The sequence below is a fragment of the Oribacterium sp. oral taxon 078 str. F0263 genome (genome assembly GCF_000469565.1).
Taxonomy (GTDB): Bacteria; Bacillota; Clostridia; order Lachnospirales; family Lachnospiraceae; genus Oribacterium.
Map to the genome: position 1 here is coordinate 1 of NZ_KI273134.1, position 21,894 is coordinate 21,894.

The window sequence follows — 21,894 nt, forward strand, 5'->3', positions numbered from 1 at the left end:
AATGGCCTGTGCCTGCTGAAGTAAATTCTCGTTTATTTCGTTATTAACGTATATTTTGTCATCTATCGTCTTTAGGAGCCCTGCAATTTTCTTCTGTACCTTTTTTTCTGGAACAATTACGCTAAGTTTCTTTAAATCTGCAATCGTTACATGGCCAAGTCCTGTTGTTTGTTTATTGGCTGCAATCGCTGTGAATGTCGGTTTTAAATATTTCATCACATAAAAGAAGAAATACTTGTTAACCTTCGTTTCGTCCGGTGTTACTTTAAAAATATGTTGATTGAGCCATCCATCTGGAAGATCGTACCAATAGGTATCTATAGATGTCTGTGGGTTTCCAGACCAAGAAAATATCAGATCTCCCCTGGTTAAATGCACTTCAGGAGGATACTGTTTATCTGTAAACACAGTCGTTCCAGTTATTCCGTTGTTTAGCTCAGCTATTTTAATAACAGGTTTTCCCGTTTCCGTAAAATCTATTTTTTTAAAAGCAAGTCCATTTTTCCAGTTTGCCAATTCAAACAAAGACGCACGTTTCCCTTGGAGGTCTGTGTTGATAAAATAAAGAACATCCTCATCAAATTTCATATCCAATCGCTCCCAACTTTCTTCTAATCTCATCTTCTAGCTCATGAGACTTAGCAAACATCCCTGAGAGCTCTGCTGTCAGTCGGTTCATTTTCTCCTCGAACGGCTCACCGTCATCTTCCTGCTCCTCAATGCCAACATAGCGTCCCGGTGTCAGAATATAATCCTGCTTTGCGATATCTTGTATGGCCACTACAGAGCAAAAGCCCTTTTCGGCCTCAAGCGTGCCATTCTGGAAAGCTTCAAATGTATCTGCGAGCTTCCGGATATCCGCTTCCGTGAAATTACGATGCTTACGATCTATCATGTGCCCCATCTTACGGGCATCAATAAAGATTGTTTTGCCTTTCTGCCTTTTTCCCTTTGAAATAAACCAAAGCGTCGCGGGGATCGTTACGCTATAAAAGAGCTGCGGAGGCATGGCGATAATCCCTTCGATCAGGTCATCCTCGATGATCTTCTTTCTGATCTCGCCTTCGCCACCGCTCTGGGAAGACAGTGCACCATTTGCGAGAACAAGTCCGATTTTGCCGTTTGGCGCAAGGTGATGAATCATGTGCTGAATCCATGCAAAGTTGGCATTGCCGGCAGGCGGGATGCCATATTTCCAGCGGACATCATCTAACAGTTTGTCTCGTCCCCATGGATTATAGTTGAAGGGCGGATTGGCCAGAATGAAGTCTGCCTTCAGTGTCGGGTGAAGATCATTCGTAAAGGTGTCGGCAGGATAGGGGCCAAGGTCAGCATCAAGACCGCGAATCGTCAAATTCATGATGGCCATCTTCCATGTGTCTGGATTAGCTTCCTGACCATAGATGGAGATCGAGCCGCGATTACTGGAATGCGCCTGAGTGAACTTTGCACTCTGTACAAACATTCCCCCACTGCCACAGCAGCAATCATATACACGGCAATTTGAATAAGGCTTAAGGATTGATACCAGTGTATTAACGATGCTCGACGGCGTATAGAATTCGCCGCCGCCTTTCCCTTCTTTTTCGGCGAATTGAGCGATACAATACTCGTAAGTTCTACCAAGTACATCGCGGTTGCCTTCGGTCTCTCCCATATCCATATTGGTAAAGAGGTCAACGACATCCCCAAGGATTCTCTTATCCAGATCAGGACTGCCATAATTTTTCGGCAGTACATTCCTCAGTTTCTTATTGTCGGCTTCGATGGCTCGCATGGCATTATCAATAATCGTTCCGATTTTCAGCGTGTGAGCTGCTGCAGCAATCTTATCCCAGCGGGCATCCTCTGGTACGAAGAATACGTTTTCCTCTAGATATGCATCCCGATCATCCTCGAAGCCATTGCCTTCAGCCAACAATTGTTGATACCTCTTGTCAAAAGCCGTAGAAATATACTTTAGGAAGATAAGCCCGATGATGACATTTCTATATTCCGATGCAGAGATGTGTCCCCATAGTACGCAGGCCGCATCCCATATTTGTTTTTCAAAACCGATATTGGCGGTGATTTTCTCAGCCATTTACTTTGCCTTCACTTTCCTTATTCTTATCAGGAATCATTTTTGTAATGTGTGTTTTATTATACCTCATTTGGAGCTACTGCGCTTGTTCTTTCTTTATGTGGGAGATCTTTAAGGCCGGATTAGATCATGCCGGAGTCAGGCAGATCGAATACTCGACATCCCGGCCCGATATCTTTTGATCCTCCGGGACTCTTGACTATGCCGTATCCTGGTGCAGGAGCTGCCGGACGCTCTGCCTTCTGAGGATCTGGTAGGGAAGCTGAAAGGCGCCTCCCTTGAAATCGGGATTTGCGATATGCTCCAGCAGAAGCCTCGCCGCCTTGACGCCGGTGTCCGAGTCGGCGTGGCGGATGGTGCTCAGCGAGGGGCGGATCGCACTTGCGAGATTGGTATCGTCGACACCTGTGACAGAGACCTGCCCGGGGACCGAGATATCATTGTCGTAGAGGAATCCGATCGCGCCGATCGCCATATTGTCGCAGGCGGATATCACGGCGCTTGGGATCAGGGCGGACTGCTCATAGATCTGATGCATCCCCCTGTAGCCGGAGCGGATGCTGAAGTCCTCCTGAAAGCAGATCATGTCCTGATGGATTGAGAGATTACAGTCCCGCATCCCCTTCATAAAGCCGTCATAGCGCTTCTTCCCGGCAGAGAGATCGTGGAGCGGACCTCCGATAAAGGCGATTCTCCGATGCCCCATCTCATAGAGAAAGTGCACCATATCGCACATGGCCTGTTTGTTGTCGATATTTACAGAGCTCGACGGGGTCCTCAGGGTAAAGTCCGGGATATCCTGACAGACGTAGATGACAGGCTTTTGATTTTTGTGGATCCACATCAGCTGCTCCTCCGGGATATGGACGTTGGCCATGATGACGCCGTCCACCTGCTTGTCCTTCAGGACATTCAGAAAATGGATCTCCTTTTCCATCTCGCCGTTGGTCTCGCAGATGATAATGTTGTAGCCCAGGGGAGAGACGATACTGTTGATCCCCTGAAGGATTCTCCCGAAGACATTGTTCGAGATGTCGGGGAAGAGCGCGCCGATCAGCTTGACGGATTTTCGGGCGGCCTTCTTCGCGGATGCGTTCGGGAGATATCCGAGCTCCCGGATCTCTTTCAGAACTTTCTTTCTGGTCTCCTCCGAAACGGAATCGCTTTGATTCATCACTCTGGACACGGTCGATATTGACACGTTCGCGGCCTTCGCCACCTCATGGATCGTTATCATAGCTTTCCTTTCTGATTTTTGATTATGAAAACAAACCGATAAAAAGAGGATAACTATGAAAATGATAAGATATTTCCGGTGAAAATGCAAGAAAACAATCACTTGCACAATCAAGGATTGAAAACATTGTCGTTTCTGCGGATATCAGGGCAGAGGGAAAGATGCTAGGATGGCGGTATAAGGAAAGAAGGAGTACCGCTCATGAAGGAAATCTTTTACAAGCCGAAAAACGGCTGGGTCGGAGATACGATCCCGTTTTCGCACGACGGAAAATTCTATATTTTCTATCTCCACGATGAGAGAAAGGGAAATACGGAGGATGAGTATGGCTACCGCACAAGCTGGAATCTTCTGATTACGGAGGACGGGGTCGAAATCAAGGACTGCGGAGTCGTGCTTCCGGTCGGGGAATATGAGGATGCCGACTACGCCTGCTACACCGGCTCCGTCCTTTCCGACAGGGAAGGAAGATTCCATATTTTTTATACGGCGCAGAATAATTACAATCCCAAATATTTCAGGGACGGGCGTCCGATGCAGTATATCATGCATGCCGTGAGCAGGGATCTGATCCACTGGGAGAAGGACAGGGATTTCCTGCTCAGTGCGGATGAGTCGATCTATGAGCCCTATGACTGGCGGGATCCCTATGTCTTTTATGAGGAGAAGGAGAAGTGCTATTACATGCTTCTTGCAGCCAGGCTCCGGGGGGCGAGCGAACAGAGCGGAGGCTGCGTCGGACTTTGCCGTTCCTTTGATCTCCTCCACTGGGAGGCGCAGCAGCCCTTTTATCAACCGGATTCCTATATGACGCACGAATGCCCCGATCTCTTTCGCATGGGCGGGAGCTATTATCTTCTGTATTCTACCTTCTCGGAAAAGTTCGTGACACATTACCGGGTCTCGGACTCCCTTCACGGACCGTGGAGGGCGCCGATCGAGGACAGCCTGGACGGGAGGGCCTTTTACGCGGCGAAGACGGCGGAGCGAAACGGAGAGAGATGGGCCTTTGCCTGGATCCCGACAAGACGGGGGGAGACGGACTCCGGACAATATGAGTGGGGAGGCTCCCTGCATATGCATCGGCTTTCGCAGAAGGAGGATAAGAGGCTCACTGTGCAGCCCCCGGAGGCTCTCACTGCCCTTTTCCAAAAGGATATTACGCCGGAGGATGCGCTTAGGGAAAGGATAGAGGCGGAGAACTGGGAGGGAAAAAGCCGCATCAGCTTCGACGGCATGCCGGAGAGCTGCATGATAGAGGCGGATCTCTCATTTTCGGAGGGAAGCAGAGCCTTCGGACTTTCGCTTCGTCAGGATGCCGCTCTCTCCGAGGGATATTATTTCCGTTTTGAGCCATTCTACAACCGAGTGGTCATGGACCGCTGGCCGCGGAGGGAGAAGGGGGTCAATCAGTGGTATATCGACGGAGACAAGCCCTTTCTGATCGAGCTGGAGCGGCCGCTGGACTATCGAAAGCTTTTGGATCGGCGGCTTCATATCCGGCTGATCTCCGATAAAAGCATACTCTGTCTTTATGTCAATGACGAGCTGGCGCTCAGCGCGAGGGCCTATTCCGGGAAGGGGACACACTGGGGATTTTTTGTACAGGACGGAGCCGTCAGCATGGAGCATATCCACATCTATGCGAGAAACGAATAATTATTTATTTATGATAGGAGGTTTTATGTTTTCCAGGCGAATGAGATGCATCGGAGGCCTTGTCCTCACATCGGCAGTACTTCTCACAGGCTGCGGAGGAGGGGGAAAAGCGGCATCGACGGAGGAGGCGGGAAGCTCCTCTGAGAAGGCCGAGAGGGAGATCCATTACTTTTCCTCCAGGTCCTCCTCGGACGATACTCTGCTCTCCCTTCAGGAGGTCACGGACAGCTATAACAAAGAAGGGGGAAAGATCAAGCTCATCATCGACAGCAATGCGGACCGGTCCTCCTACGATCAGAAGCTCCGCACGATGATCGCGGGGCAGCAGATGCCGGATATGTTTGATCTGGACGCCTCCCCCTATGCCGTAGAGCTTGGGAATCAGGGGATGCTGACGGACATGGATCAGTTTCTGGATGAGATCGGGGAGAAGGACAGCTATATCCCGCTCGCTCTGAATTACGGCAGGACCTCCGACGGAAAGCTCTATACCCTGCCCCTGGAGTTCTCCACGGAGATGATCTGGTACAATACGGAGATCTTTTCGGACGCGGGGATTCAGGAGGCCCCGAAGACATTGGACGAGCTCCTTGCGGACTGCAAAATCCTGAAGGAGAAGGGCTATACCCCCTTCGGAATCGGAGGAGGGGACGGATGGCCGCTTTTAAGGCTTCTCGCCACCTATCCCTTCCGCCTAAGCGGCAATGACTTTTTGAACCGGCTCGCATCCGGAGAGGCGAAGATGGAGGAGGAGCCGGGGGTGAAGGCCAGCGAGTTCATGGCGGAGATCGGGCAGTATTTTCAGCCGGGCTTTTCGACGACGGATGTCGCCACAGGATTAAATCTCTTCCTGAGCGGAAAGGTCGCGATGTATCCGACCGGCACCTGGGAGCTCAATTATTTCACGGACGAGAAGCGTCCGGAGCAGCTGAAGCTCGGGTATTTCTATATGCCCTCCTGCGAGGGAGCCGTGACAAAGCCGAATGAGTACTGGGCCTTCGGCGGGATCGGCCTCGCGGTCAATCCGAAGTCCTTCGACAAGGAGTACAAGGACTATCTGAGCTATATCGTGAAAAACTACAGCAAGGTCTACTTCTCTCACCAGCACATGACGCCGCAGAAGGTCGAGACAGGGGACAGCAGCAAGTTTGACCCGCTCTTTGTAAAGGTCATGGAGGATGCGTCGAAGATCGGCGAGACAGCGGCCCGTCCCTGGGATGTCGTCCTGAAGGAGGATGTGGTCTCCGTCATAAACGATAACCTTCCCGGGCTTTGCATGGGAGAGGAGACGCCGGAGGATTTCCGGAAGGCGGTCGACGAGGCGCTGGAGAATAATCGCTGATTCTCCGGGGAGAAGCTCTTCCCCTTCGAGATTTTTATCAAGGCTTTTATCGGAGTTTTTATCGTAGCCTTTCGCGGCCTGCATCGGGGAATGCAGGCCGCGCGGTATAGGAGTATTTATGAAAGTTTTGCGTGATAAAAAGGCGATTGCGCTTTTCCTGTCTCCGGCGCTGCTCGTCTATTCCGTCCTTGTCATGATCCCGATCGCACTCACGTTCTACTACAGCGTGCTGGACTGGGACGGGCTTGGGAAAAAACGATGGATAGGCCTCGGGAACTTCGCGAAGCTGATGCGCGATACGGTCTTTGTGAGGGCCCTTGGCAATAACCTGGTCTATATCCTGATCGTGATGCTCATGCAGCTTGGCATCGGCTTTCTGATCGCCCTGCTTCTCACCTATCTGAAGAAGGGAAGGGGATTGATCCAGACAGTCTACTATATTCCGTCTGTCATCACCGTGATCGCCGTCGCGCAGCTCTTTACCAGTTTTTATTCCTATGAGCCGATCGGGCTTTTCAACATCTTCCGGAAGCTCTTCGGCCTCGCCCCGATCGCGTTTCTGAGTGAATACAGGACGGTGCTTCCGGCGGTGGCCTCCGTGGAAGGCTGGCAGTACATCGGGATCTATATGCTGATTTTCTACTCGGCGCTCGTTTCCGTCTCTCCGGATATCATCGAGGCGGCCCGCATTGATGGGGCGAGTGAGACACAGCTTCTCTTTAAGGTGCGGATCCCCTCCATCACAAATGTCATCCTGCTCTCCGGGATCCTGAGTCTCGTCGGAGCGCTCCGCGGCTTCGCAGCGCCCATGAATATGACAAAGGGGGGACCCAACCACAGGTCGGAGATCCTTGCGACCTATATGTATAAGAAGGCCTTTACGAGCCGGGACTACGGATACGGGAGTGCGCTTGCGGTCGTGATCGTCATACTGAGTATCGTAGCGGTCCTTTTGATCAGCCGCTATATGGAACGAGAAGAGATATAGGGGGAGAGGATGCGGTATTATCTCATTAAGAGGACGAAAAGAGTGCTCTACTGGTCGTTGATGGCTGCCTTTTTGCTGATCCAGGCCTACCCGATCCTGTGGCTGCTGCTCGCGGCATTCCGGCCGAATATCGAGCTCCTGAGCGCTCCCTTTGCGCTCCCAAGGAGCCTGACCCTGGAAAACTTTGTGACGATATTTACGAAAAGCCATATTCTTACGTATATCAAAAACAGCGCCATCATCTCTTTCTTCTCTCTGAGCTTCATCGTGCTCTTCAGCTCAATGGCGGCCTTTGCCATAGCGAAGATGAAGTTTCAGGGAAACAGGGCTCTGTACCGCTACTTTCTGATCGGTCTGACCATTCCCTATTCGGTGACGCTGATCCCCCTCTTTACCATGTTCGCAAAAATCGGACTGATCGATACCAGGATCAGTGTGATCCTCCCGCTCCTCGCCTTCCAGCTCCCGGTCTCCATCATGCTCTTTGTGAACTTTTACCGCTTCATACCGGATGAGATCATAGAGGCGGCGGTGATCGACGGCTGCGGTATCTTCGGCATTTACGGAAGGATCATGATTCCGCTTTCCTTAAATACCATCCTGACGGTCCTCGCCATGAATTTCATCACCGTCTGGAATGACTACACCTTCAGCCTCGTTTTCATCAACAGCGCCGAGCTGAAGACGATCTCCATCGGCCTCCAGGATTTTATCGGACCGCGGGGATTAAAGGACTGGGGCGCCACCTACGCGGCGATCGCGCTCTCCATCCTGCCGACGCTTCTCATCTATTTCTCCTTAAACAGCAGGATGACGGCGGGCATGACGCTGGGGGCGGTGAAATCATGACGGGAAAGGCAGATATTATCCGGCCGAAGTGGCATTTCGCCCTGAAAAAGGGCTGGCTCAATGACCCCAATGGACTCGTCTGGTTCAAGGGGGAGTATCATCTCTACTTCCAATGCAATCCCTACGGAAATGAATGGGCGATGATGCACTGGGGACACGCGAGGAGCAAGGATCTGATCCACTGGGAGGAGTGCGGAGCAGCGCTGCTCCCGGAAAAGGAGTATGAGCTCTGGCAAAGAGGCGGCTGCTTTTCCGGATCACTCATCGTATATAAGGAGCGCCTCTATGCCTTCTATACGGCGGTGAGTTCGAAGGACGGAGAGATCCTCCAGACGCAGTGCATGGCATATTCGGATGACGGCTGTCACTTTGAGAGGGCGGCGGAGAATCCTCTGATCGGGCGCTGTCCCTGCCCGGACAGTCATGATTTCCGAGATCCCAAGGTGATTTACCACAACGGGCGCTGGCAGATGCTCTGCGGAGGATCGAGCGGCGACGCGGAGGATCGGAGAAGCCATGGCAGAATCTACCTCTTTCATTCCGAGGATCTCCTTCACTGGGATTATGACGGCATCCTCTACGAAGCGAAGGACGGGGAGGGGAGCATGTTTGAGTGCCCCGATATTTTCCCGCTCGGAGATCACTGGGTCATCACGGCATCGCCGATGAACCGGACGGACTTTCAGGGCACGATCTATATGACGGGCCTTGTCAATTTCAAAAACTGCATCTTCTATGTGGAAAGCTCCGGGACCCTGGACTTCGGCCCTCATTACTATGCCTCGCAGGCCTACCGGGACAGGTACGGCCGTCTCATCTCCATGGCCTGGCTCGGAGGCTGGGAGTGGATGCCGTGGATCCGAGACCATGGTCCGTCCGAGGAAGACGGCTACCGGGGCGTGCTCTCCTACCCCCGCCTTCTGTCGGAAGCGCGGGATGGGGCGCTGAAAATGAGGTCGTATTCCAGTGTAGACGATGCCGCCCGGGAGGAAGGAGAGCTGATCCGGAAGATAGCGAGAGGGACATCGGCAGAGCTCTTTCGGGGAGAGGAGCCTGTCCGGATTCGGGGCAGCATAGAGAGAAGCATGGGGACGAATCTCATTCAATTCCGCTTTATGGACGAGGATTCCCACTGCATCCGCGTCTGCCTGGATTTTCTCTTTGGCAGTATCAGCACCGACTTCACGGAGGCGGATCCCTGGATCAAAAACGGCAGAAAGCTCTATAAGGCGGAGATCGGAGGGGAGGATGAGATCCCCTTTGAGCTGATCAGGGATGGGAATGTCCTGGAGCTCTTCCTCTTTGACGGAAGATATGCTGTCTCCTCCATGATCTATCCGAGCGGGGGAAAATTCAGGCTGCTGATCGGAAATAAGGGAGCCGGGATCAAGCTGAGATACAGCGTTTCCGGAAGCTGATGCGGAAATCAGCGTTTCACTCCAGCATCCGTAATGGATCTCCAAACAATGTTGACATTAAAATCAAATCAAATTATCCTATTAAAGGCATTGACAAAGCTTGGAAAGGACGGACCGCATAGGGACTATAGGAAAGTTTCTTTGAATTAGCAGAATTTCCTTTCAAGCTGCCAGGGCTTAGAAAAGGCAACATAATATTATGTGGGTCGGCTATGCTGAAGTGCCGTTAAAAGAAACGCTTGATTACTGGAAGGATAGCTATGGAATATAAATTGACTGTTACCGATAAAACCGGACTAGCTGACTCACCATTGGAAATAGATATCAGCACTCCCATTCCTTTTCAAGAAGTATCTGTGAAATTAAATGTCTCAGACTATTATTGCATAAATGCTCCATTAAATTGTTCGACGAAAACGAAATGGATGTCTGAAGCAACTTTCGTGACGGACAATAAAGGGAATATTTCTGTTTCAAAATCTCCTTCTATTAGAGGAGATTATTTAGGAGTCAATGGGATGGGACTCTTTGAGAGTCTGCACTACTCAAAAATGATATCTTCTAAAAGATGCTTGTCATTAGAGGATTTACCTTTATATGATTATTTTAATGCAGAAATATCTCTATGGATCAAAGAGAAAAAAGTTGCCGAAACCACTGTTAAACGATATTTTAAATATCCAAATATAGAATATAAAAATATAGTCAATGCCAACTGGTTGGGAAGGATTTTTTATAGAAACACAGAGGATAAAGCTCCCTGCATCATTGTCTTAAGTGGCAGTGATGGTGGATTAGAGAAATCCCAAAATATCGCCATGTTATTGGCCTCCAGGGGCTATGTAAGCTTAGCAATGAGCTACTTTGGAATGGATGGACAAACTCCGTATCTTGATCAAATTCCGCTGGAGAATATACAAGAAGCGCTGCAAATCCTGTCTGAAAATCCACACGTTGACCCAAACCGAATTGGGATATACGGACGATCAAAGGGGGCTGAATACGCTTTAGCTTCTATAAGTAAGTTCCATGAATTCAAAAGTGCTGTTTTAAATGCCCCAAGCAATCAAGTATATGAAGGCTTACGAGGAAAAATGAACTCTCACCATTCATCGTGGATGTTTAAGAATCAAGAAGTCCCATATACAAAATTTAGTATTTTAAAACTGCTGCAATCAAAAGTTCTTCCACAGCATCCGGCGAAAGCCCCGGATAGTTTAATAGATGTCCATGACTCTGGCACAAACATTCTCTTGATTGCATCCACGAAAGACGAAGTTTGGGACAGCAAAAATTCAGCCCTTCAAATTGCAAAGACTATTCCTGCGGAAAATTGTTCGATATATTTTACAACTCATTTAGGACACATGAACACGATAAGTTATCAACCCAACTTACGATATGGCTTAAAGGATCTTAAAAGTCTTCATGATGAGGTAAAGGAAAGCTGGTCTAAAACCATACTACACTTCAATAAAACCCTGTAGTTTTCTGTATTTTACATCAGCGACAGAAAAAGGGTTCCGAGGAATCGGACTTATTTCCCGGGATCATCCCGGTGCTTTAAGAAGCAGTAGAATCCCTGACGGGAAACGGGAAGCACACCGCAATAAAGCGCGGTCTTTCCCCGAAAACAGGTGTGCTTCGAGTTTCACTGTATCTGCATAAGACCAAGAATTATCTGCATATAAGAAGGTATAATTCCTACATTACTGTGATTCCACACTAGGATATCACTGTGATAAGTGCCGCAAAGCCGCATAAATAGGTCGGTTGAAATCCGAAGTTCCAGTTTGAGGGGGTAACTTCCAGTTTCGTCCGGAGAAGCTGCGGCCTTATACTTGAAGACCCGGAAACGAACAAAGAGGGCATCACTCTTGCGGCAATTCTGCTTTTCGGTACGGACAACCGTATTCTGTCTGTTTTGCCTCAGCATAAGACAGATGCTATTTTCAGAGTATTCAATACCGATCGTTATGATGACAGGGATGTGGTGATCACAAACCTGATTGAAAGCTATGACCGCTTGATGGAATTTGGAAGGAAGCATCTAAATGATGTGTTCACGCTGGATGGCATCCAAAGGGTAAGTGCCAGGGATGCAATCCTGCGTGAGATCATCTCCAACTCGCTCATGCATCGCGATTTTGCCAGTGGATATGTGCCGAAGCTCGTCATTGAACGGGATAAGATCACAACAGAAAATGCTAACCTTGCGCATGGGCATGGGAACCTGAACTTAAAAACATTTCGGCCATTTACAAAGAATCCAGCGATAGCAAAGGTGTTCCGAGAAATCGGACTTGCTGACGAGCTTGGAAGTGGCATGCGAAACAGTTATAAGTATACGAAGCTGTATTCCGGTGGAGAGCCTGTCTTTACAGAGGCAGATGTTTTTACGACAGTGATTCCCCTATCAGAGGCGGCAACTGCTATAGTCGGGCCGACTACCCAAGTCACCCCTCAAGTCACCCCTCAAGTCACCCCTCAAGATACCCCTCAAGATTTGGACCAAAGACTGGAAGAATTAACTGAATTTTGCAGCATGCCGCGGAGTAAGCGCGAGATGATGGATCACATTGGCCTTGCCGACAGCAAAAATTTCAGAGAGAGGTATCTTGTTCCTTTGCTTAATGCAGGGAAAATTGAAATGACGATACCTGATAAGCCGAATAGTAAGAACCAAAAATATAAAAAAGTGAACATTGAAGTCACCCCCAAAACTGATCTGGTATAAATGGAGTTGACACCCTTTCCTCAGGGATCAGCGGAGAGGAAGCATTGCTTTCGCTCATGCTGACATCTTTTTTTGGCGACTCTCATCTACAGAAACAGATAAACGGTAAGACCGGATGCCACAGCTTGTTAAGCGGAATTTTGTGAAAGACGAAACACACCGGGACCCCTCGGAGTGGAAATAAGCTTTTCACTCCAGCCCATTTTAGGATCGGCAAATTCCTGAGATTTCGCCTTGACAAAAGCCTGGATATCTTATAGAATATCGTTCGTGCCCTTGGGACTGAGGGCGCGAAATGCGGGTGTAGTTCAACGGTAGAATGTCAGCCTTCCAAGCTGAATACGTGGGTTCGATTCCCATCACCCGCTCTTGCCCAGATAGCTCAGTCGGTAGAGCAGAGGACTGAAAATCCTCGTGTCACTGGTTCGATTCCGGTTCTGGGCATTCTCAGAAAAGCTTTTGCTTTTGAGTATGCGCGAGTAGTAGAGTGGTACTACGTCTCCTTGCCAAGGAGAAGGTCGCGGGTTCGATTCCCGTCTCGCGCTCTTTTTGGCGCGTAAGTTTCATTGCTCATGCGGGCAGGATGGCGGGGCCTTCCTTTGGAAAGCAGTCTGGAGCTTTGGAATAAGCGGCGTCTCCGAATCTATCGGGGACGCCGTCTTTTTATTTCTGTGCCGGAGAAAATATCGCAAAAATTTCACCGGAAATAATAAGTTTTCCGGACTATGCCTCCCCGCTTATCGGATTATAATTGAAATAGAGATCATAAATTCGTGGATATACGATAGTATTTTGGGAATTATTTCGGTTTTTCCATGGGGAGAGCAGAGTGATGGAGAAGCTTGTTTCAATGAAGGGGATCACGAAGACCTTTCCCGGAGTGCTCGCCCTGGATCAGGTGGACTTCGAGCTGGAAGCGGGAGAGGTCATGGCCCTTCTGGGGGAGAATGGGGCGGGCAAATCGACGCTCATGAAGGTCCTCAGCGGGATCCACGGGAGAGACGCCGGGGAGCTTTGTATCCTCGGGAAAAATTATGGCGATCTCTCCCCGAAATCCGCGCGGGAAGCGGGAGTGGCGATCATCCATCAGGAGATGAATCTCTGCAATCAGCTGACAGTGGCGGAAAATATCTTCCTTGGCAGGGAGCGAAGACACGGGATCTTCCTGGACAATGCGGCGATGAACCGCGAGGCGGAGAAATACCTGGAGGAGCTTGGGATCTCTGTCCCGGCGGACAGGATTGCGGGTGAGCTGCAGGTTTCCCGGCAGCAGATGGTGGAAATCGCGAAGGCTCTTTCCGTTCAGGCCAGGATTTTGATCATGGATGAGCCCACCTCGGCGCTGAGCAGCCGGGAGATCGAGGAATTATTTCGGATCATTCGAAAGCTGAAGGAGCAGGGACATGGGATCGTCTATATCTCCCACAGACTGGACGAGCTTTCCCACATCGCGGATCGGGTCAGCATCATGAGGGATGGGAGGATGGTCTCCTCCGGCAGCTTTTCGGAATACAGCATGGATCATATCATCTCGCTCATGGTGGGGAGAGAGATCAGGGAGCAGTATCCGAGAATAGACTGCGCTAAGGGCAGGAAGATTTTCGAAGTGAAGAATCTCAATGCCGGGAGAAAGGTAAGAAATATCAGCTTTTCTCTCTATGAGGGGGAAATTGTCGGGATTGCGGGACTCATGGGGGCCGGGAGGACGGAGCTTACGCGGGCGATTTTCGGTGCGGATCCCCGGGAGAGCGGATCGTTTTATCTGGACGAGAGGGAAATCAGGATAGAAAGACCGGACGATGCCATCCGGGCGGGAATCGTACTGGCTCCGGAGGACCGGAGAAAGGACGGACTTTGCACGAGGCTCTCCATCCGGCAGAATCTGGCGCTTCCGAATCTGGACAGGATTTGCCGGGGATTCGGCGTAATTGATTCCAGAAGGGAACGCGCGCTTTGCCGGGAAGCGATCGAGAATCTGAAGGTCAAAGCACCGGGGCTGGAGACAGAGGCCGGACTTTTGTCCGGAGGAAACCAGCAAAAGATCGTAGTCGGGAAATGGCTGCTCAGAAATTCAAGGCTTGTGATCTTTGATGAACCCACGCGAGGGATCGATGTGGGCGCAAAGGTGGAAATCTATCAGCTGATGAATCGCCTGAAAAAGCAGGGAATCGGGGTTCTCTTTGTATCCTCGGAGATGCCGGAGCTCATGGGACTTGCGGATCGGATTCTCGTGATCTGCGACGGACGAATCACCGGAGAGCTCAGCGCGGCGGAGGCGAGTCAGAGCGAGATTTTGAAGCTTGCGACGGCCTTTGAGAAGAAAATATGAGAGAGGCACAGAGCCTCGCGGGAAATGGGGAGAGGATATGAAAGAGAAGAAGAACGCGCTCAAAAGGCTTCTGGAGATCCGGGGAATGGGGGGGGCTCTGACGGCATTTGCGGGCCTCATCATCATATATATTGTGTTTGGCCTGATCAATCCGAAGGTTTTGTCCCTTCAGAATATCCTGAATCTGCTCCGCTCCATGTCGAAATATCTTCTGATCGGACTGGGACAGAGTGTCGTCATGATTACGGGAAATATCGACCTCTCCATCGGATCAGTGGTGGGAATGAGCGCAATGATGAGCGCGACGCTCATGACGAGGGGAGTCCCTCTGATTCCGGCGCTTCTTCTGACTCTCTGCCTCGGGCTTTTGATCGGACTTCTGAACGGTATTTTGGTGGGGAAGTTCAAGCTGCCTCCGTTTATCGCCACGCTCGGCACCATGTTTGTTGCGCGCGGAATCGGCTATCTGGTAAACGGAAACCGCAATACGGATAATATCGCTGCCGTTCTCGGAAAGGGGGAGGGGGACCGCTTTCAGGGCTTTTTCTACTATGGGAAAACGCTTGGAATCTATAATACCTTCTGGATCGCGCTCATCCTTTTCCTTATCTTTTATTTTCTTCTGGGGAAAACCCGGGTCGGAAGGCATATCTATGCGATCGGTTCCAATGCGGATGCCGCAAGACTCTCGGGAGTAGATATCGTGGCCACTACCATAAAGGCCTATCTGATCAGCGCATTCTGTGCGGTAATCGTGGGCTATATCCTCTGCGCACAGGCCGGAATGGGCAATATGGAGGCCGGAAATATGTACGAGATGTACGGCGTCGCGGCGGGAGTCATCGGAGGCGTATCACCGCTTGGGGGATCAGGGCTTCTTCTTGGAACCTTTGCGGGAGCCGCTCTCTGGCAGACCCTGGAGAACGGACTCAATATGGTGGGAGCGCAGGTTGGGATTCAGCGGATCGTCATCGGAGTGATCGTCGTGCTGGCCGTTCTCACGGATGTCCTTGTGCGCTATGGCAGGCGCCGTCCCGCAAGTCACTGAGGACGGTGAAGCGGCATGACGGGAAGCTTCTTTTCGGCATACGCGGAGGAAGAGGCAGGATATCTTATCGGAATCAGAAGAGGAAGCAGCGGCCTTTCGGCCGGAGTAGGATAAAAGTTTATGCTTAGGGAGGAAAAATCATGAAAAAAGCTTTGGCGGTATTTCTGAGCAGCGCAGTGATCGCGGCGGCGCTCCTGTCCGGATGTTCGTCTGCGGGAACGAAGGGGACAGAGCAGGCAGAGAGCAGCCCGAAAACCGAGGAGAACTCTACTCCTGCGGATACGGGGAAGGAATCGTCTAAGGAGGAGGGATCATCTGCGGCCGGGGCCGATGCGGAGGCGGTCAAGGCGGACAAGCCCTATAAGATTGCCCTGATCACCATGGATTCCATCGACCAGCACTGGGTCAACCTCAATAAGGGAGCACAGGAGGCGGCGAAGAAGGACGGCGTGACGGTGGATTTCATGTCCCCGGACACCAAGGACGATTCGAAGCAGATTGAATGCGTGAACAATGCGGTGGCCGGCGGCTATGATGCGATCATGATCGCCGCAAACGGGCCGGACGCGATTTCCGGTTCTCTGAAGGAGGCAATCGACAAGGGAATTAAGCTTGTTTATGTCGATTCTCCGGCTAATGTGGATGCGGAGGCGAGCTTTTCGACCAATAACAAGGAAGGGGGAAAAAGCGCGGGAGAGGAGATGCTGAAGGCCTTGAAGGCAAAGGGGATCGAGAGCGGTGATATCGGAATCATCAGCACGAATGCCTCTACGCAGTCGACGGTGGACCGCGATGCGGGCTTCCGGGAGGCCTTCGAGGGGACGAAGTTCAAGCTTCTGGAGACGCAGTATTGTGACGGTGATGCCGCAAAGGCACAGAGCATCGCGGAAAATTATATTACGCAGGGAGTCGTCGGAATCTTCGGCGCCAATGAGGGCTCTACGGCCGGTGCCGGGAATGCGATCAAGGCGTCCGGGAATTCGGATATCGTCGGTGTGGGCTTTGATAAGTCGGATACGATCAAGGGACTCGTACAGGACGGCTATCTGCTCTGCACCATGGCGCAGAATCCCGATAAGATGGGAAGCCTCGGCGTGGATGCCTGCGTAGAGGTTCTGAATGGAAAGACGCTGGGAGGGAAGGTCACGGATACCGGAGTCTCTGTGCTGGATAAGAGCAATATCCAATAGAGTGAATTTCGGCAGTGACGAAACAGCATCGGTCGCGGAGTTTTGCCGCTGTGCCGTGAAATCATCGAAGAGACGGGGCCGCTTCCGGGAAGCTGCCCTGTTTTTTCAAAGCTGCTTTTGCTTTCGAAGAAGGAAACACTGCTTATCTTCTGATTTTAATGTCGATTGGTTTTCGGGATGAGGCATAGGGATTCGCGGATTTACGCTTCGCTTTTCCCGCGGTCCTGAAGCACAGCGGCGGCGTTTCGCGCCTTTGGGAGTGCGCTCATTATCCTGATTTCATCAGCGGATATGGAGGGAGAGATGGAAAGACTTTATATGGGGCTTGACATCGGCGGCAGCAAGTCCGCTGTGGTCTTGGGAAGAGAGCGGGGAGCGGAAATCGAGCTTCTAAAGCGCGAGGCAATAGAGACAGAAGCGGGGAGGAGGACGGCAGGAGAGTGCATAGAGGCACTGATCAGGCTTTCGGAGGAGATGCTTTCGTCCTTTGGGGGACAGAGACCGTGCGCTGTCGGAATCAGCTGCGGAGGGCCTCTTGACAGCGGAGCCGGGATCATTCTGTCCCCTCCGAATCTCCCGGGCTGGGATCAGATCGCGATATGCGAGATCATGACGAAGCATTTCCGACTTCCCGCTTTCTTACAGAATGACGCCAATGCCTGTGCCCTTGCGGAATGGAGATTCGGGGCGGGGAGAGGGGCGGATAATATGATCTTTCTCACTTTTGGCACCGGCATGGGCGCGGGCCTCATCCTGAACGGACGTCTCTATGAGGGAAGCAGCGGCATGGCCGGAGAGATCGGACATATCCGGATGTCGGAGTATGGGCCCGTGGGCTATGGAAAGGAGGGATCCTTCGAGGGCTTTTGCTCCGGCGGCGGGATTTCGGAGATGGCCGGGACGCTTCTTTTGGAGAGGAGGCAGAGGGGAGAAAGGCTTCTGTGGGAGGGAAGAGAGCTGCGTGCGGAGGAGCTGAGCGCAAAGCTTCTCGCGAAGGCCGCGCGCCTGGGAGATCCCTTTGCGCGCTCTGTGTTTCGAAGATCCGCTCTGATGCTGGGGAGAGGATTATCCATATTGATTGATCTTCTGAATCCGGATATCATAGTGATCGGAAGCATCTATGAGCGCTGTGAGGACTTGTTTTCGGAGGAGATGCGAAGGGTGATATCCGAGGAGGCGCTGAGTGGTCCCGCCGGAATCTGCGGGATCAGAGCGGCGGAACTGGGAGATCGGATCGGCGACTATGCGGCTTTGTCTGTGGCGGTGGATGGGATGATGCGGGAGATGAGATGATAAAGGTGCTGATCGCCGATGACGAGAAAAGAATCTGTGAGCTGATTCAGATTCTGGGAGACTGGAAGGGACACGGCATGGAGCTTAGCGGCACGGCGGAAAACGGGCCGGCCGCTCTGGAAAAAATTGCGATGAGTTCTCCGGATATTCTGATCACGGATATCCGCATGCCCGGTCTCACGGGGCTTGAGCTGATCCGGGAGGCCAAAAAGCTTTCGCCCGCCTTAAAGACGGTCATTATCAGCGGCTACGCGGATTTCGATTATGCGAAGACCGCGATCGAGGAGGGAGTTTTCGCCTATCTGCTGAAGCCGATCCAAAGGCAGGAGCTGAACGAGGTCTTGGAAAAGCTGAAGCTTCTGATCGGGGGCGGAGGGGAAGAGGAGAGAAAGGAGGAATCCGAGAGGGAAGGGGAGTCGGAGAAGGAAAAAGCGCATCATGCTGTCCGCCTCGCCAGAAGATACATCCGGATCCATTTTCAGGAGCAGATCACTCTGGAGAGTGTCAGTGAGAGCGTGGGCCTGACCCCCTCCTATTTCAGTAATCTCTTTAAAAAAGAGATGGGAATCGGATTTGCCAGATATCTTATCAATGTGCGGATGGATGAGGCGAAGGAGCTTTTGAGAGAGACGAATCTCTCCGTGGCGGAAATCTGCCGGAGAGTGGGATATAATGACGCAAAGCACTTCTCCCATATCTTTGAGGAGACATCCGGGATGAGACCGAGCGTCTATCGAGCCTCTGCGTCCGAAAGCCGGGAGCTCTTATGAAGAAGCGAAAGAAGAGAGCGATCTCTCTTAAGATCATTTTTTTCTTGTTTATCGTTCTTGCTCTATTCCTTCTTGTGATCGCGACGGATTTCTTCTGCTCCGGAGAAGCATCCTTTTTTCGCTTTCGCGCTGTCTTTCTGCTCTTTCTTCTATTGCTCCTCTCTCTTTTCTTTTTCCTTTGCATTTACCGCCCTTACCGCTTCTATGAGGAGAGGCTTGAGCGGGTTCTCCGAGGCTATGCCGCCTTAACGGAGCTTTGCGCGGAGCTGCCCGCACTGACACCGATGAATAAAAGGGAGCTGGAGCTGGTATCGGAGATCCTGAATTCCGCGGAGCTTTCGGAGCAGAGCAAACGGCAGGCGCAGTATCAGGCTTTGCAAAATCAGATCAACCCTCATTTTCTTTATAATACTCTGGACGGCATCCGCAGTGAAGCGCTAATCGCCGGACTGGATAAGGTGGCGGAGATGACAGAGGCATTGGCCGCTTTCTTTCGATACACGATCAGCAATACGGAGGATCTGGTGACGCTGGAGGAGGAGCTTGAGAACTGCAATACCTATTTCAAAATCCAGAAATACCGCTTCGGGGATCGCCTTCTCATGAGGATTCTCATGGATGAGGAGGATAAGGCCTTTCTTCTGAAATGCATGATTCCCAAGCTGAGCCTGCAGCCGATTTTGGAGAACAGCATTATCCATGGGACGGAGCTGAAGCTGGAGCAGGGCTGCACGGAGATTCGGATCGAGAGAACGGACAGAGGGCTTCTGCTCACGGTTTCCGATAACGGGGTCGGAATGGATCAGGAGCACCTCAGGAAGCTCAGGAAAAGATTGGGAGATGCCAGGGAGGAGCTTTCGGCCGGAATTACCGGGACGAGCAAAGGGGGGATCGCTCTTTCGAATGTCAATAAGCGCATTCATATTCTCTTCGGGGAAGAGTATGGACTGCATATTTTCTCTGTGGAGGATATCGGTACGGATGTGGAGATCACTCTGCCCCTGATCCGGAGAGAAGCAGAGGAAAATTCCGAGAAAAGACGGCTGTATTCAGGGAGGAGCGGAAATCTTGAGATGTGAAATTCTTCGCATGGAAAAGGTGACATATCTGGAGCAGGACAATCCTGTTTTGCAGAATTTTGATCTTTGCATCATGCAAGAGGAAATCATGGGACTGCTCCCGATCAATCATTTTGGCATAGCGACTCTTCTCAAGCTCTTACTCGAAAATGATCCGATCTACTATGGATACATCTATTTCCGGGGAAAGCTCATTAACTCGTGGAAGGAGAGCGGCGCGAAAAAAAGAACGCCGCAGCTTAGTCTGATCTCAGAGGAGAGCTCCCTGATCGAGGGACAGTCGGTGCTGAGCAATATCTTTGTCTATCAAAGGGGCTTCCGGGATTGGATCATTCGAAACCGCGTTCTGGAAAAGAGACTGGGGGGAATCTTTGAAGAGCTTTCTTTAGAGATCGATCCCCGTTCGTCCGTGGAAAGTCTGGGGAGCTTTGAGAGGATTATCGTAGAAATCATCCGCGGCATCACAGCGGGACATTCCCTTATGATTTTCAATGAGCTGGGAGCTGTGCTCAGCGAGGAGGAGCTCAAAAAATTATATCAGATCATAAGATATTACAGGGAGAGGGGAATCAGCTTTCTTTTGATCAGCCCGCATTATGAGGAGCTCAAGATGATCTGCGATCGGACGGCCTTCCTGAAGGACGGGCAGATCATGAAGATCGCAAAAGACCAAAGAGAAGGAGAAGAGATCGCCTCCGCCATATCGAAAAATTATCGGAAGCAGATCAACTTTTATTTAAAAGACAGAAAGCTCTGGGATAAAATGACGGCTTTTTGCGTGCGCTATCTCGGAAAGACGGAGAGACAGGGCTTCGAATTTACGATCCGAGAGGGAGAATGCCTGGTGCTGCAATTCCTGGATTCAGCGGATTACAGAGATTTTTCGGACTGCCTGACGGGAGAGGGAAGAAAGAGAGAGGCGGATTTTCTGCTCGACGGACGCAGGATCTGGCCGGGGAGAGACAGGGAGTGCGCGGTCATCTGGGAGCAGGCAGATAGGAGCATGCTCTTCCCTGAACTTAGCTTTATGGAGAATCTCTGCTTTACCATGGAATTAGCCTCGGGAAATCCCATAAAGCGGAGAAGGATGAGGGAGAGGATACGGAGGGAGCAGGAGGAGCTTTTCGGGAAGGCGGTCGTTTTGAAAGCGGCGGGAGAGCTCACAAAGAGAGAAAAATATGCTCTTGTCTACCATCGGATTCTCCTGCAAAGGCCCAAGTTCGTTTTTTGCGTACAGCCCTTTAAAAATGCGGGACTGGCACAGAGAGAAAGGATCTGGGAATTACAGAGAATGCTTTTGCAAAACGGGATTGCACTGATTATTCCGACGATTAGTATGGCGGATTCTCTGTCCATTGCCGATCGCATCATCCGGCTCCATACACAGGGAGAGGCGGAGGAATGGAAGCGGACCTCCTTCCACCTCCTGCCGGACACCGTGCCCTTCCATGACCTTTATTCTTGATTCTTATTCCTGATTCCATGAATCGATCTTTCATCCCCGTTAGGTTTTAAAAGCAGCTGTTTTACAGGATAGGGGCCCGGATTGGAAGGAGCTGCTTTACCGCTTTGCCGGGCTTTATCAGCTTTGTAAAATCGTTTCGCCGATTTTTTACAGGATCCGCATCCTGCATCGAGAGCTGATATGGGATTGCTTCCTGATCTCCTTCGAGAGCGAAAATCATGATTTTTCCAAATAATAGAAAAATAAAATAGATCATGAGATTTCTAGTTTCTTTGTATATATAGCGGCAAAAAGTTGATTGAGATGCCGAACTGATTTATGATCATCGTATTTCACTTACAGAGTCGAGGTTTATGGTTTATTCCGCTGTTCGGCTCTGGAATTTTTCTGCTTTGTCGAGGGGAAAT

Annotated in this window: 17 protein-coding genes and 3 tRNA genes; 17 read left to right on the forward strand and 3 right to left on the reverse strand. The window is 50.9% G+C overall.

Going from position 1 to position 21,894, the window contains the following annotated elements:
- From HMPREF1986_RS10855 to HMPREF1986_RS10865, 3 genes are all read right to left on the reverse strand, one after another.
- The coding region (locus HMPREF1986_RS10855; RefSeq protein ID WP_021774902.1) for a restriction endonuclease subunit S at window positions 1-588 on the reverse strand (588 nt) is incomplete at its 3' end.
- Window positions 578-2,083, reverse strand: coding sequence for a type I restriction-modification system subunit M (locus tag HMPREF1986_RS10860; protein WP_021774903.1), 1,506 nt, complete (start codon window positions 2,081-2,083; stop codon window positions 578-580). The genes HMPREF1986_RS10860 and HMPREF1986_RS10855, both read right to left, overlap by 11 nt.
- Before the next feature lie 199 nt (window positions 2,084-2,282).
- The gene (locus tag HMPREF1986_RS10865) at window positions 2,283-3,320 is read right to left on the reverse strand and encodes a LacI family DNA-binding transcriptional regulator (protein WP_036600406.1); all 1,038 of its coding nucleotides are present in this window, start codon (window positions 3,318-3,320) and stop codon (window positions 2,283-2,285) included.
- A gap of 201 nt (window positions 3,321-3,521) precedes the next feature.
- On the opposite strand from HMPREF1986_RS10865, the gene HMPREF1986_RS10870 reads away from it, so the two are divergent.
- The 17 genes from HMPREF1986_RS10870 to HMPREF1986_RS10950 all read left to right on the forward strand — a co-directional run bounded on the left by HMPREF1986_RS10870 (window position 3,522) and on the right by HMPREF1986_RS10950 (window position 21,487).
- The gene (locus tag HMPREF1986_RS10870) at window positions 3,522-4,979 is read left to right on the forward strand and encodes a glycoside hydrolase family 32 protein (protein ID WP_021774906.1); all 1,458 of its coding nucleotides are present in this window, start codon (window positions 3,522-3,524) and stop codon (window positions 4,977-4,979) included.
- Window positions 4,980-5,004: 25 nt separating this feature from the next.
- On the forward strand, window positions 5,005-6,321 hold the full coding sequence (locus HMPREF1986_RS10875) for an ABC transporter substrate-binding protein (RefSeq protein ID WP_242837382.1): 1,317 nt from the start codon (window positions 5,005-5,007) through the stop codon (window positions 6,319-6,321).
- Window positions 6,322-6,439: 118 nt separating this feature from the next.
- Complete coding sequence (locus tag HMPREF1986_RS10880; protein WP_021774908.1) at window positions 6,440-7,309, forward strand: carbohydrate ABC transporter permease; 870 nt, start codon at window positions 6,440-6,442, stop codon at window positions 7,307-7,309.
- Window positions 7,310-7,318: 9 nt separating this feature from the next.
- The gene (locus tag HMPREF1986_RS10885; RefSeq protein WP_009213929.1) at window positions 7,319-8,158 is read left to right on the forward strand and encodes a carbohydrate ABC transporter permease; all 840 of its coding nucleotides are present in this window, start codon (window positions 7,319-7,321) and stop codon (window positions 8,156-8,158) included.
- Entirely contained in the window at window positions 8,155-9,576 is a 1,422-nt protein-coding gene (locus HMPREF1986_RS10890) for a glycoside hydrolase family 32 protein (RefSeq protein WP_021774909.1), read from the forward strand. Before HMPREF1986_RS10885 ends, HMPREF1986_RS10890 begins: the two co-directional genes overlap by 4 nt.
- Window positions 9,577-9,836: 260 nt before the next feature.
- A complete protein-coding gene (locus HMPREF1986_RS10895) occupies window positions 9,837-11,063 on the forward strand; it encodes an acyl-CoA thioesterase/BAAT N-terminal domain-containing protein (RefSeq protein ID WP_036600408.1) in 1,227 nt (408 codons plus the stop codon).
- 503 nt (window positions 11,064-11,566) lie between these two features.
- The gene (locus HMPREF1986_RS13615) at window positions 11,567-12,313 is read left to right on the forward strand and encodes a Fic family protein (RefSeq protein WP_330365162.1); all 747 of its coding nucleotides are present in this window, start codon (window positions 11,567-11,569) and stop codon (window positions 12,311-12,313) included.
- Window positions 12,314-12,610: 297 nt separating this feature from the next.
- A tRNA-Gly gene (locus tag HMPREF1986_RS10905) sits at window positions 12,611-12,681 on the forward strand.
- Window positions 12,682-12,684: 3 nt separating this feature from the next.
- Window positions 12,685-12,757 (forward strand) — tRNA-Phe (locus tag HMPREF1986_RS10910).
- Between the two features lie 29 nt (window positions 12,758-12,786).
- A tRNA-Gly gene (locus HMPREF1986_RS10915) sits at window positions 12,787-12,858 on the forward strand.
- Between the two features lie 284 nt (window positions 12,859-13,142).
- A complete protein-coding gene (locus HMPREF1986_RS10920) occupies window positions 13,143-14,642 on the forward strand; it encodes a sugar ABC transporter ATP-binding protein (RefSeq protein WP_036600410.1) in 1,500 nt (499 codons plus the stop codon).
- Between the two features lie 37 nt (window positions 14,643-14,679).
- Window positions 14,680-15,690 (forward strand): ABC transporter permease, encoded by a 1,011-nt coding sequence (locus HMPREF1986_RS10925; RefSeq protein WP_021774915.1) that lies wholly within the window; start codon window positions 14,680-14,682, stop codon window positions 15,688-15,690.
- A gap of 140 nt (window positions 15,691-15,830) precedes the next feature.
- On the forward strand, window positions 15,831-16,880 hold the full coding sequence (locus HMPREF1986_RS10930; RefSeq protein ID WP_021774916.1) for an ABC transporter substrate-binding protein: 1,050 nt from the start codon (window positions 15,831-15,833) through the stop codon (window positions 16,878-16,880).
- Window positions 16,881-17,183: 303 nt separating this feature from the next.
- A complete protein-coding gene (locus tag HMPREF1986_RS10935) occupies window positions 17,184-18,173 on the forward strand; it encodes an ROK family protein (protein WP_036600427.1) in 990 nt (329 codons plus the stop codon).
- On the forward strand, window positions 18,170-18,943 hold the full coding sequence (locus HMPREF1986_RS10940) for a response regulator transcription factor (protein ID WP_021774918.1): 774 nt from the start codon (window positions 18,170-18,172) through the stop codon (window positions 18,941-18,943). Before HMPREF1986_RS10935 ends, HMPREF1986_RS10940 begins: the two co-directional genes overlap by 4 nt.
- The gene (locus tag HMPREF1986_RS10945) at window positions 18,940-20,022 is read left to right on the forward strand and encodes a sensor histidine kinase (RefSeq protein WP_021774919.1); all 1,083 of its coding nucleotides are present in this window, start codon (window positions 18,940-18,942) and stop codon (window positions 20,020-20,022) included. Before HMPREF1986_RS10940 ends, HMPREF1986_RS10945 begins: the two co-directional genes overlap by 4 nt.
- A complete protein-coding gene (locus HMPREF1986_RS10950) occupies window positions 20,012-21,487 on the forward strand; it encodes a hypothetical protein (protein ID WP_155978810.1) in 1,476 nt (491 codons plus the stop codon). Before HMPREF1986_RS10945 ends, HMPREF1986_RS10950 begins: the two co-directional genes overlap by 11 nt.
- The last annotated feature ends 407 nt before the right edge of the window (window positions 21,488-21,894 follow it).